The sequence below is a fragment of the Mucilaginibacter angelicae genome (assembly GCF_042434235.1).
GTDB lineage: Bacteria > Bacteroidota > Bacteroidia > Sphingobacteriales > Sphingobacteriaceae > Mucilaginibacter > Mucilaginibacter angelicae.
The window spans coordinates 662,788-675,442 of record NZ_JBHLTS010000022.1; the positions used below are offsets into that span (position 1 = coordinate 662,788).

At 42.4% G+C, this 12,655-nt stretch carries 8 protein-coding genes; all 8 read right to left on the reverse strand.

The window, feature by feature from the left end; translation table 11 throughout:
- Positions 1-30: 30 nt before the first annotated feature.
- Positions 31-1,236, reverse strand: a complete 1,206-nt coding sequence (locus ACFFGT_RS14945) for a DUF5000 domain-containing lipoprotein (protein ID WP_377023335.1) — start codon at positions 1,234-1,236, stop codon at positions 31-33.
- A 39-nt stretch (positions 1,237-1,275) separates the two neighbouring features.
- Entirely contained in the window at positions 1,276-3,252 is a 1,977-nt protein-coding gene (locus ACFFGT_RS14950; protein ID WP_377023336.1) for a RagB/SusD family nutrient uptake outer membrane protein, read from the reverse strand.
- A gap of 19 nt (positions 3,253-3,271) precedes the next feature.
- Positions 3,272-6,763: a TonB-dependent receptor gene (locus tag ACFFGT_RS14955; RefSeq protein WP_377023337.1), complete on the reverse strand. Its 3,492-nt coding sequence runs from the start codon at positions 6,761-6,763 to the stop codon at positions 3,272-3,274.
- A 244-nt stretch (positions 6,764-7,007) separates the two neighbouring features.
- Positions 7,008-8,153 carry a FecR family protein gene (locus ACFFGT_RS14960; protein ID WP_377023338.1) on the reverse strand — a complete coding sequence of 382 codons (1,146 nt, stop codon included), beginning with the start codon at positions 8,151-8,153 and terminating at the stop codon, positions 7,008-7,010.
- A gap of 36 nt (positions 8,154-8,189) precedes the next feature.
- A complete protein-coding gene (locus ACFFGT_RS14965; protein ID WP_377023339.1) occupies positions 8,190-8,720 on the reverse strand; it encodes a sigma-70 family RNA polymerase sigma factor in 531 nt (176 codons plus the stop codon).
- Between the two features lie 534 nt (positions 8,721-9,254).
- On the reverse strand, positions 9,255-9,377 hold the full coding sequence (locus ACFFGT_RS14970) for a hypothetical protein (protein ID WP_377023340.1): 123 nt from the start codon (positions 9,375-9,377) through the stop codon (positions 9,255-9,257).
- A 406-nt stretch (positions 9,378-9,783) separates the two neighbouring features.
- The gene (locus ACFFGT_RS14975; RefSeq protein ID WP_377023341.1) at positions 9,784-10,968 is read right to left on the reverse strand and encodes a CehA/McbA family metallohydrolase; all 1,185 of its coding nucleotides are present in this window, start codon (positions 10,966-10,968) and stop codon (positions 9,784-9,786) included.
- A gap of 29 nt (positions 10,969-10,997) precedes the next feature.
- Complete coding sequence (locus tag ACFFGT_RS14980) at positions 10,998-12,638, reverse strand: RagB/SusD family nutrient uptake outer membrane protein (protein ID WP_377023342.1); 1,641 nt, start codon at positions 12,636-12,638, stop codon at positions 10,998-11,000.
- Positions 12,639-12,655: the final 17 nt, after the last annotated feature.

Here is a 12,655-nt window from a genome sequence, read left to right on the forward strand (position 1 = left end):
TTAAATTGAAAGAAAGCTTCTGCACATTTACTACTTCCCGAATAAGGTAAACTCACTGATACTCATAAAGTATGATCCTGTCCAGTTGCGCAGGCTTCTGATCCTGATATACCTGTACCCATTAGTACTTGCCGGGAAATCATATGCCCAGCCATCGTGTGCGTAGTTATAATCGGCAGCAGTCTCAGTACCCGATGGTGATCCGGATGGTTTTACAACATTACAGGTTACTAACTTTGTCCACGAAGCATCCAGCGCGCCGTTCACGTTTGGTGCATTAGATCCCCATATCTCGAAATCCCGTAAATTTCCCCTTACATAATATACGTTACCAACTTCAAGGAACGGGTTTAGAATAAACCGGCTTAATACTCTTTGCTTGCCAAGATCAAAAGTTACCATTTGCGGACTGCCTGCGCTCTCAACTGTAAACAGGCAATTTGGCCAACCGCCGGTAAAGTTTCCGTCAAAGATCTTGGTTACATCGGTATATGAATACAGGTTGGTAGCATCACCAGGCAATACATAAACTGACCAATCTGATTTTGAAAACTGTTCCTCGTAAAACGGTGTAAGTTTTAAAAATAAAGTATCCGATTTATTTAAAAACCTGTCCCTTACAAAAAATGCATACTTCCGTTCAACAGCCGGTTGGCCCCTTACTGCTGCCTTTATCAAAACACTGTTGCTGTAAATATTATCCATTCCCTTTGGCTGTACATATAAGCCGTTATTGGCGGTGTCAACCATTGGTACAATGGCTAAATTGTCTTTAGCCTCATTATCACAAGTAACATTAAAACCACCGAAAGTAGCAGTTACCTTGAGCGACCGGAATGCGAGCAAATAAGGAGGAGTTAAAGGATTTACGGTAACTGAAACCGGTGCCGAAGCCTTTTCGCTGGAGTTAACCGCATATAGTTTTACCACGTGTGCCAGCGTATCGCCAAAGCCGTCGACAGTTAGATTATTGGTGTAGTGTGATGCTATTACTTCGCGTGTTTTACCCGGTGAAGTTTCATAAACAGCTTTTACATAAAAAAGATCATTGTCACCGGGAAGCGAATAGGTTAAAGTAGCCTGACCATTCAGGTTTTGCACCTGCACGTTGCTAACAACCCCGGGAGCGTTATTATTAGTTATAGTTGGTTTATTAAGTGATTCCTGCTTGCAGCCTGCCATTATTATCATTAATAACCAGATACAGAAAGCGGCTTGTAATTTCCTTGTTTCCATGTTAATGCTTTTAGTGTTGAACATATTATTGCTATGCATTTACCAGTTGGGGTTTTGCACCAGGTTTTGATTAACCAGCAGGTCGCTCTCCTGTATTGGCCATAAATAATCGCGCGGGATCACAAAATGCCTTGAATAAATCGACCGCTCACGGTAGTATAATTCAGGCGAGTTTTCACTAATAGACCATCCTGTTACGTTTCCGTTAAGTTCAACACCTGCGGCTTTCCAGCGAACCAAATCCCAATAGCGGTGCCCTTCAAAGCAAAGTTCAAGAGCACGCTCACGCTGAATTATGGAGCGCATACCATCTTTAGTGGTATACTTGGTTGGGTTGATGCTGTAATTTGACCACGACTCCTGGACAGTAGGTAAACCGGCCCTCGCCCTTATACGATTTACATAGGTATACACATCAGCCACAGGTCCCTGTGCCTCGTTTAATGCCTCTGAATAAAGCAGGTACAGATCAGACAGGCGCATTTCTGGCCATGGATAATTGGTATAGGTAACAGTTGCCCATTCATAATGCCAATTCAATGCTTTTTTCATGTAAAAACCGGCAATGGGTATAGGTGACGATTGCCCTACTTCGGCACCACGGGCTTTCATCCACCAGGTATCTTCGTCAGTTTTGGTTGGGCTGTTGGCCATATACCACACACCCCGGTCAAATCCAAGATCCGCATAATAGCGGGGTTCCCTGTCAAAATTGAGCCTTGCAGTTGTTTCACCTTCTTTAATATTAAAGCGCTCCTCATGTTTACCAACCCGCAACTCTGCTATATTGCTAAAATCAAGCGTTTTATCTTCATTAATAGGTACACCGTTTTTAGTATAGAACATTTTGGCCATCTTTATTGTAGGGCCAAGCAGCGGACGGTTTGCTGATTTTGCGGCATCGGCGTTGTTAAAATCATACTGCCCTGCACACATCGACTGGAAAAAAGAGTTATAGTTGATGTTGTTATCTGCAGTGAGGCCCCATATCAATTCATCGTTCCATTTCTCGCTCATCGCGTTCCTGATGCTCATTTGCGTCATGGTAGTTTGGCTAAGCGGATTGGTTGGCGTAGGAAACGTGTACAGGTGAATGCTCTGAGATTCACAAAAATCTATGGCCTCTTTGCATGCATCGGCCGCATGCTGCCATTTTTCGGCACTAAAAGCCGGGTTAAACAGCTGCTCTCCATCTTTATTTTTAAATGAACTGTAATCAGGATTGCCATTAAAAAGCGGACTTGCGGCGGTTACTAATAATTTAGCTTTCATGCTTAAAGCAGCAGCTTTGGTAACACGTCCCAACTCACTTCCCTCATTGCGGATTGTTAAAGGTAATTTTGCCGCTGCCTGATCATATAATCCTGCTATATAACTCACTACTTCATCAACCGGGCGACGTTTTACCCTGATTTCATCAATAGGAGCATCGATAGGCAGGTTTTTATCGATAATAGGTATCGGCCCGTAAGCTCTGAACAGCTGGAAATGATAAAAAGCTTTTAAAAATTGGGCTTCGGCTATCCAACGTTCACGCGTGTCGATATCCAGGTCGCGCACTTTGGTCTGGTCGCTTACATTTTCAATAAAAACATTACAGTCGCGTATAGCTTTGTAATTTGCTGCCGCATCCCTGGTGCCATTCATGTAGTTGGCAATTGGGTCTGAAGAGTTTTGGAACCCTCTCGGTAACTGTAAAACATTTGTTGACCGGATGTGATTAGCCGGGTCTTCTACCCAAACCTCATCGCTGGCAGTAAGGCCAACGTTGTACGTAGGGTCCGTTTCTGTTGGCAGGTATGAGTAGCAGGTAAACAGGTATTTCTCTGCCTCTGTTTTTGAAACAAAAGCATTGGCTATTGTTGATACGTTATCAGGAACAACATCCAGGAACGATTTTTTGCAGGATGATACCGGCACAATCATTATTAAGGCCACCAGCAACAGGGTGATATTCCCTTTGGGTGTGCGGCTTAATAATGCATGCTTAATTTTTTGTATAAAATTACTTTTCATATAACTGATTTGAAAGCTTTTAAAATTCTACCCTTAAGCCCACGTTAAACACTTTTTGAATGGGATAACCCAATCCTGACGATCCCATCTCCGGGTCCCAGAGTTTGAAGCTGCTTAAGGTTAACAGATTTAAACCGTTCAGATAAATACGCGCACTGTTTAAATGGAGGCCCTTAAGCTGGCTTTTGTTGAAATTGTACCCCAACTCAGCCGATTTAAGACGTATGAATGAACCGTTACGCAACCACCATGTTGATGTTTGAGTATTGTTACCCTGGATCTGGGTACTCAGGCGCGGCCAAAATGCATAGGGATTACGGTTATCTTCAGACCAGTGATCATTGGCTATAGAATTTAATAACCCGCTTTGGTTACCGGAATTAAGACCGTTAAGCTGCAAACCGTTTACCAGGTAAAAAGGTGAAATATCTGCCGAATTGATAACAAAAGATGAGCGCGCCGATCCCTGGAAGAATGCGCTGATATCAAAATTTTTATACCCTACAGAAAAGCCGAAACCATAAATAATTTCAGGTACAAGCGGATACCCTATCGGCACAACGTCTGAGCTGGATATTTTACCATCGCCATTCATATCGCGGTATTTAATATCACCTGCTTTATAATCACCAAAGCTTTGTACCGGCGAGTTGGCAACATCTTTATCGTCAATGAATAGCCGCTCGGCAATAAGACCGTAGATCTGGCTTAACGAGTTACCAACTTTGCTCAGGTATTTTAAATTATCGCTGTAAACTGGCTCTTCATTTTTAAGCAGTTTACTTTTTGAATAAGTAAGCGTACCACGCGATTGGATCCAAAATGAATTGTTAAAGCTCTTCTTATAATCCATGGCAATATCAACACCCTTGCTGGATGATTTACCTGCATTTGAAGAGATATCAGCTTGCAAACCCATTGAAGTTGGTATGGTGCTGCGCACCATCAGGATATTATCGCGCTTTTGCTGGTAGGCATCTACGGTTAGTGTAAAGTTTTTGGCTACCGTTAAATCCATACCTAAATTGGTTTGCCTTGATTGCTCCCAGGTAATATTTTGGTTTTCATAACGGTAGGTAACTACGCCCGGCCGGCTATAGATGTAATTGGTGCCAAACTGGCCATTAGAGCCATTATTTAAATTAACATCTGACAGATAGAAAAAACGGTCGGTAGGCGAACCGATCTGATCATTACCTACTAAACCGTAGGTAAACCTGAATTTAAGGTTATCAATAGTTGACAGCAATGGTTCAAAAAACTTTTCATTTGATACCACCCAACCGGCACCTACAGATGGGAAAAAACCAAAACGGTGATTGCTTGCAAAACGCTCCGAACCGTTATAACCGAAGTTAAACTCAAGCAGGTAGCGGTTATCATAACCATAAGTAAACCTGCCCGATACGCCCTGGTTACGTGAAGGCAATGATAGCTGAAGTGTAGGCGCGTTACCAGTGAGGTAATTACGCATGGTACCTATCAACAACCCGCTAACGGCGTGCTTTTGCGCAAACGTGCGGTTGTAATTTACTGCTGTTTCAATATAGGTGATTGAATTGGAGACATTTGCCGCCGGGTTTTGATTGTAGGTTAAATACTCGGTTGGTGTGGCCCCTATACTGCCCGATGATCCATCGTTAAGCAATGTTAAACCATTGAACTGCCCGTTAAGTACGTTCGACTGGTAATAATACGGGCTATACTGACGTGAAACCGTGAAGTATGAATAACGTGTTGTGTACGCCATTGCACGTGCCGACAGGCCCTGGGTAATAAAATCAAGCTTTTGACTTAAGTTTAATTGCGCTGTTAAGGTACTGGTATTTGAGCTTTGAAAACCCGATAAGGATTGTGCGTAAGGATTTACATATAATCCACCACTCGGGATAATAGCATTACCAAAAAGCGGGTGGTTTACATATGGCAGTAAGTTACCGGGATAAATGGCCGGAAAAGCCACCGGGTTACTCCACAAAGCGTTCAGAAAAGTAAAGCCCCCGCCGCCAATTGGCCCGTGATAACTATCAAACTGGCCCTTTAAGCTTACTACTGCCTCGGTGGTTTTAGTAAGGTTTAAAGTGGTGTTTGATAAAATAGAGTACGATTGCAGCTTAATGTTATTGCTGAAATTGTTCAGGCTGTTCTCGGCCAGGTTACCATTATCGATATTGTAGGTCATAGCCAAATAATACTTAGCTTTTTCCGACCCGCCGCTGGCATTCATATTGAACCTCTGATTACTGGTTTTATTTTTTACCAACTGTTTGATCCAGTTATTATTAGGATAAAGCAGCGGATCATCGCCTTTAGCTGTATGATCTATTTTATTTTGCGAGTAAGGCAAAGCACCAAGCGGGTTACGCGTAAGTACCGCCTCATTGGCCAGTGTCATGTAGGTAATATTATCTGCCAGATCAATGTTTTTAATGTTTGATGAGGTTGAATTTTCACCGCGGATATTAAATTTTACGGCACCTATATCACCGCGTTTAGTGGTTACCAATATTACGCCGTTTGCCCCCCTTGCACCATATAATGATGAAGCAGTAGCATCTTTCAGTACCGAAAAACCCGATATGTCATCCGGCTGAAGCCTTGCCAGGTCGGTAGTGCCCGATTCGATACCATCGATCAATATCAAGGGGTCAACCTTACCCGCGCCAAAAGTGCCTACACCCCTGATGAAGAACTGGGCATTATCAGCACCCGGTTCACCGCTTCGCTGATAGGAGATCATGCCGGGCACAACACCTGCAAGCATAGTAGTAAGGTTACTTGACGGCCCTTTTAACTGCTTAGGGTTTACAGTAGTAATGGAGCTAACAAGGCTTGTCTTTTTCTGCGTACCGTAGGCAACAACGGCAACTTCTTCAAGAGCGTTTTTATCTGCGCCCATTTGTACGTCAATTTTGTAAACGCCTGCGGCAGATAAGGGGTAATTTGAAAGTGCAAACTCCTGAGATTTTGATCCAACAAATGAAAATACGATAATTGAACTCCCCTCTTTTAAATTAAGGGTGTACTTTCCGTCTATATCTGATTGTGTGCCGTTTGTGGTTCCCTTAACCTTAACACTTACACCTGGTAAAGTAAGGCCCTTATCATCAGTAACAACACCTTGTACCTTTTTGGGGACGACAGCCCCCGCAGGTTCTTTTTTGGGTGGACTCACAACTGTCGCGGGTTCGCTTTTTTCGATAACGATGAGCTGATCACGCACTACATAGTTCAGGTTTTTTCCTTTTAAAAGAACACTGAACACCTCTTTCAACTCGGCATTTTTAAAGTCTACGGTAACAAGTTCTTTATCATTCAAGAGATTGTTGCTGTAAAAAACAGTCAGGCCTGTTTGCTTTTTGATTGACTTAAATACATCGGCTAAGCTGATATTAACCTTTTTGAGTGTTACTGGCCCCGTACTCTGTGCCTGCACGGCACTATACCGGGTTACCAATAAAAGAAAAATAAAGGGCAGTATAAGCCGCCGGCTGAATAAAATTCTATCCATATTATTGGGTTTATGATTTGGTTTTCTCTAAGACCTGATCCTGATGAAAACGGGTGAATGGAAATAAGAAAAATTGTATTTTTTTTATTACAATAAAAATCGCTCATATATAATTACCAATAATTCAACATGTTACCGTAAACACATTTCAATTAATGATGACAAAGGATTTCCATATGCTTTAAAGAATAAGCATTAAAATAGTATCGAAAGCAAGCTGTGATTTAACTTAGATATGCATGTTTTACCGTATGTGTAAAACCCCCTCCTTTAAAACGGCCGTGACTCCGGCCGATGCTTTAATATTTTGAATAAAAACATCAATTGGTTTATTTTTTTGAATAGCTCCGCTAATCGCTTCATCAGCTTTCGCAGGATCGTCAAAAACTACTTTTACATCAAACCAGCGCAGCAGTACATCGCTTATATCGTGCAGTTTGGTATCATGGAAATAATAAATATCATTCATCCAGGCCAGTTCAACAGTGGGATCAAACGGTTGAGCCCGGAATCCGGAACCCGATTTATAAACAGCCTGGTAACCTGGCTGCAAAAGCATTTTTTGTTTGTCCCTGCCATTTGTTGATACCGATCCTTCAACCAAAGAAGTTACTGTTTCATTGGCCTGGTAAGTATTTACGTTAAACTCTGTGCCTAAAACCTTTACATCTGTTTGGCCGGTATGTACAATAAATGGATGGGCTGCATTCTTTGCGACTTTAAAAAAAGCCTCTCCTGTTAAATAAACTTCCCTGGTTTTGCCTAAAAAGGAAAATGGGAAGCGGAGACTTGACACCGAATTTAACCAAACCTGGGTACCATCCGAAAGTACAATCTGGTAATTTAATTTTGAAGGAATAACAAGTGTACTCCACTCTTCGCTTTTGTTATTATCCACCTGATAGCTTAGCCCGTTGGCGCCCTTATTTAAATGCGCAAACGGTATGTTGATCACCTTTTTGCTTGTATCAGACAGGTCGATCTGCTGCCCGTTTGCCATCCGGAGTTCAATGGCAGGTGCTTTAAAATCCTTTTTAGCGACAACGGAATTATTAACAGGTATTTGCCGCCAAAAATATCCTACAGTAAAAGCAATACATAATAAAGCTGCTACCGAAAGCCATTTCCAAACGTCTTTACGTCTGGGGTTGATAGACTTTATCCGTTTTATTTCGGGCTCAATTTTATCCCAGGCCTTGTTTTCATCAATATTATTAAAGAAAGTCTGAGCTTTATGTGAATTTAATGTCTGTTGCATTTCGTCCCAAAGTTGTTTTACCTGGGAATCATTTTGTATAGCCTCATTAAGCAAATGGCTTTCTTCCTCACTTATCGTGCCCGCAATTTGCTCAATTATCAATTCCTGAAAATACGCTTTATTGTATGTCATTATTTTAAGACCTCTTTATGGATAAAAAGGGTGAACTTATTTGGCACTTTTTAACCCTTCTTTTAAAGTTTTTATTGCCAGCTTTAAATGAGTTTTTAAAGAGTTTATGCTAATACCCATTTCAACAGCTGCATCTTTATACTTTTTATGTTCATAATGTACCAGGGTAAAAGCCTGCATCCTTTGTATCGACAGATCAGCCAGTATTTTTTCCGGATAAATTTCCGGTACAGGTGCTTCCTCCTCCTCTATTTCAGTAAGTGTGTATTTATAATCAACTAATCTTTTTTGAGTTCGCGTTTCGCTTTCAACTTTTTTCAGGCACCTGTTACGGATTGCGGTAGTTAAATAAGCTTTTAATGACGAATTAATGTTGGTATACAATTGCCTTTCCCAAAGATCAACAAAAAAACCCTGAACAGTATCTTCAGCTTCCATTTCATCTTGTAAAATGTAAAAAGCCGATACATTAAGCAACTTGTAGTATTTTTTAAATACTGCTTCGAAGGCCTCCTTGTTCCCTAATTTTAATTGCTCAAGAATATGAGAATCGTTCAAAATCTCCATGAATTGGTCTTAACTGGTTTATAATTAAATAGGTTGGGCTATTTATAGAAAGCTAAATTTAAAAATTTTTATTGTCAAAACAACAATTATTAAAAAATATTGAAAATAGTTTAGACATTCAAAAGTCTAAACTAAAATAACTACCTGGATATGTTAAAAGAGAATATTTATAGCGAAATTAAAAGCGAACTATGGTAGCAACCAAATGACCTCCTGGCTTGAAAAGCACTTTTATACGCAATCGATATCGGAACCAAATTAATGTATTTAGAACAATTAAATAAGGACACTCACTACCCATGTTACTTTCCGGATCTCTTTTAATAAGTACCTGCAACTTTATTTGGTTCTATTCCGCCATTTGCTTTTAATTTTTCTTTGATGATGAACAGTTTACAAATTAAACTTCACAAAGGGCAGCTTGATGAGCTAAAGGATGAACCTGCAAGCTTATTAAAGTTTATATCGCGGTAAGTCTGAAATGTGTCGGTTACGCTGGCTACATCAGGGCTTTTTTTAGGATGCATAACATGCTCAAAAATGTTCCCGTGTAGCGTTATGGTTGCTATGGCCGTTCACCACCTCCGCAGAGCTGTCTTTTTTGAATGCATCGTTTTTAGCCGCCGGTGGTATATAATCCATCGATCCTGCCAGCATACGGGTGCATGGTAATGTTTTAACCCGTGCAATTTCGGGTTCAAAGCCGCGGCCTATAAGGAGGTACGTTACCGTTCATGTTGTATTAATAACATTCTTATAGATTTGAGGCAATTAAACCACCAAAACAGTCATTTCTTTCCGTGGTTTTCATACTTCTCCTTGTCGAATATGTAAAGAAACGGGTAACGATGTCCTTTCATCTTTTTTTGTTCCTCCAGTTATTTAGCCTGATACCAGTTCCCGCTTTACAAGCATATGTAGAAAATTTATTGAATCATAACGTAAAAGGCCCCTATAAAACAGGGGCCTTTTACATTATTTGACCTTTGACTTTAAATATATACAGGTGCAAATGTCAGAAGGGCTGATCACAAGTATCTATGCTCTTCAATTAAAGTGCAGCTTAAAACTTCGGATCAAAGTTGAAGTAGATCGGGTTTGACAGGGCAACCATATTACCGCTAACAGCGGCAGAACGGGGTACCTGCGGGTAATCGGTAGAAGGTCCTTCAATAATAAGGCGATAGTACATACGCTCAACTAATTTTGGCGTATCGGTAAACTCAACTACAGGGTTGCTGCCCGGCATTTTATAGCTGCCAAACTTACGGCCGTCTTTAATTACATTCACCGTATAAGTGCTATCTGTTTTTACGTTTCCTTTAAGCTCAACACGGAATTTAATTGGCTTACCGGTAGATTTTGCGTTATCTCCCATCATCATATCCATTTTACCATCTTCGTTGATATCAGCATAAAACTCTACACGTGGTGCGTAAGGATTTGCGCTTATCGAAACACGACCGTTTAATAATGCATCTACCACAGCCTGTGAAGTATGTTCGGCCGCAAACACCCAGGTAGTTGGGGTGCCAATGTAGTTAACATCGCTTGGCGAGTGGACATCGCTACCACCACGGCCGGTGATTTTGCGGCCCGAAGCCAGCATGTCTTCCCAAATGAGGTTTGAGTTGGCGTTTTTAGTCCACAGGCAAGAGTTCCAAACCTCCATGACATCAACAAGGTCGTACGAGAAACCGAAATGGTCTTTCGGACCGGCGGGGTGGTTGGCCGACAGGTGGATACCCAGCTCTTTCTTCACTTTAGCGATATCCGCATCACGCTGATCGCGCACGTCGTAAAATTTCTGGTGATCGTAAGGTTTGGCAGAGAAGGTATTGCCATGGCCGCGGGTGGTAGTCCACTCGGCACCGTAAAGCATTAACAAAGAGTTATCCGATTTAAAGGCGGTATCTGCCCAGGTATTGTTCGCTGTATTACCTAAAACATGGTTATCATGATCTGTAATGCCAATAAAACCAAAGCCAACAGATTTGGCAAAAGCTTTAATTTTTGAAATAGGGTGACGCTGAGGGTTGTAGCCACCCTCAGAACTGTAGCTGGAGTGAACGTGCAGGTCACCTTTCAACCATTCGCCTTTGGTAAGGCTGGCAATGGGAGGCAATGCGCCCAGCGGCTTAATCCAGGGGTTAACATGGTCTTTATCTATTTTTTGTTGTGCAGATACCATATTGCCGGTGCTGATCATGGCCAGTACTGCAAATGCGGTGCGAATATTTTTATACATATAGATTGATGATTAAAGTGGTTCTACAATTATTTACTTGGATAGCCAGGATTCTGTGTTAAAGTAGGGCTGCGTACAATTTCCGTTACCGGAATTGGGCGTAACAGATACTTAGTATCAATGGTGGCAGGGTGATTGTGAGCGGTGAAAGCATTGTATTGCGCTGCGCGGGTAAGCAAAGTTCCGGTACGCTTCAAATCCATCCACCGGTTTGATTCGCCAAAAAGTTCGCGGGCCGATTCGTCGAGCACATCCGTTAATGTGGCACTTCCGGTAAGCAGGTCATTTCCGCTCAGCTTGGCCCGTGTGCGCAGGTCATTGATCAATCCGGTAGCTAACCCTCCTTGTCCTTGTTTAACATATGCTTCGGCCAGTAACATCATGGTTTCGGCACGACGGAAGATGTACGTATCACGGTGGCCTTGCGGGTCTACACCAGAGTTGGTATAAACTACTACCGTAGGGTCATAAAACTTCCAGATGATAGGATAAATAGTGTTTGATCCAAAAAACTGATGATACTGATCTGGATTCACCACATAATACGTGGGTTTGTTAGCTGCCAGATAGGCGGTAATATCGCTTGCGCTCATCGCCACGCGGGGCAGGTAGATCACGTTATCGCCTGCTTTAATTGCGCCATTAGGTCCTGTTGCATTGGCGGCAGCCACGATGTGCCTTTGTAAAAACCGCTCAGACGCCCGGTAATCAGTAGCAGCATAGAGGTTGAAAAGGTAAGAAGAAGGCTGATAAGAAGCATCCTGCCGCCAGTACGGTGCTGCCAGCGCTCCACCCGGAAACCTGTCGGTCCAGAACTTGAACTGCTGATAAAGGTTGTTGCCGGTTTTGTTGTTCGCATCGGTGATGGAATAGCGGACCGCAAAGATGACTTCTTTATTGCCACCAGCCGAGTATTGGTCGCCGAAGAGAGCATCCCATGTGCTGAGCGTTGATTTGTTCATAGCGCCTTGCAGATTGCTAACGGCATTTGCCAAATCGGCCGATTGCGCATACGATTTATAGCTGCGTGTAAGCAACACCTTGCCAAGCAGGTGCTGGGCCATGGCTTGGGCTACGCGTCCATAGTCGCTTGGGTCGGCCGGCAACTGGGTAAGGGCTTGATTAAGGTCGGCCACAATTTGTTTGTACACATCTTCTTCAGACGAGCGGGTAAAATTGTAGGTAGCCTGGGTTACCTCGCTGGTAATCAGCGGCACGCCTCCAAAAGTCTCCACAAGGTTAAAATAGGCATAAGCACGCAGGGCCAGCAGTTCGCCAGTGCGGGTGACGTATACTTTCGGGTCTATATTATCTTTTATAGTAGCTCCGCGCGTTAGGGCTGTATTAGCCTTGCTAATCAGGTTGTAGTTGTCGGTCCACCAGCCCTGGCTTTCGTTGCCCGTAAATGTGGTGTAATCGTTAATTGGCAATTGGGTGTCATCTACCACCCCTGTACGATCATACATATCTGTACCGTACCACATATGCGAAGTGTTTTGCAACAATGGGCGCAGGTATCTGTACGTTTCGTTCACCAGCTCCTCATACGAGTTTTGAGTGACGAAATACTTGTCACTCGTCACCGACGAGGGGTTAACTTCTTCCAGGCTGCACGACTGAGCGAATACCAGCAAGCAAATTGCTAATATACAATTGAATATCTTTTTCATGATTAATAACATAATGT

Excerpts from the sequence above, each read along its gene's own strand:
- ACFFGT_RS14970 (WP_377023340.1), bottom strand. The coding sequence starts at position 9,377 with ATGCTGGCAGGATCGATGGATTATATACCACCGGCGGCTAAAAACGAT.
- ACFFGT_RS14980 (WP_377023342.1), bottom strand. The coding sequence starts at position 12,638 with ATGAAAAAGATATTCAATTGTATATTAGCAATTTGCTTGCTGGTATTC.
- ACFFGT_RS14960 (WP_377023338.1), bottom strand. The coding sequence starts at position 8,153 with ATGACATACAATAAAGCGTATTTTCAGGAATTGATAATTGAGCAAATT.
- ACFFGT_RS14955 (WP_377023337.1), bottom strand. The coding sequence starts at position 6,763 with ATGGATAGAATTTTATTCAGCCGGCGGCTTATACTGCCCTTTATTTTT.
- ACFFGT_RS14950 (WP_377023336.1), bottom strand. The coding sequence starts at position 3,252 with ATGAAAAGTAATTTTATACAAAAAATTAAGCATGCATTATTAAGCCGC.
- ACFFGT_RS14965 (WP_377023339.1), bottom strand. The coding sequence starts at position 8,720 with ATGGAGATTTTGAACGATTCTCATATTCTTGAGCAATTAAAATTAGGG.
- ACFFGT_RS14945 (WP_377023335.1), bottom strand. The coding sequence starts at position 1,236 with ATGGAAACAAGGAAATTACAAGCCGCTTTCTGTATCTGGTTATTAATG.
- ACFFGT_RS14975 (WP_377023341.1), bottom strand. The coding sequence starts at position 10,968 with ATGTATAAAAATATTCGCACCGCATTTGCAGTACTGGCCATGATCAGC.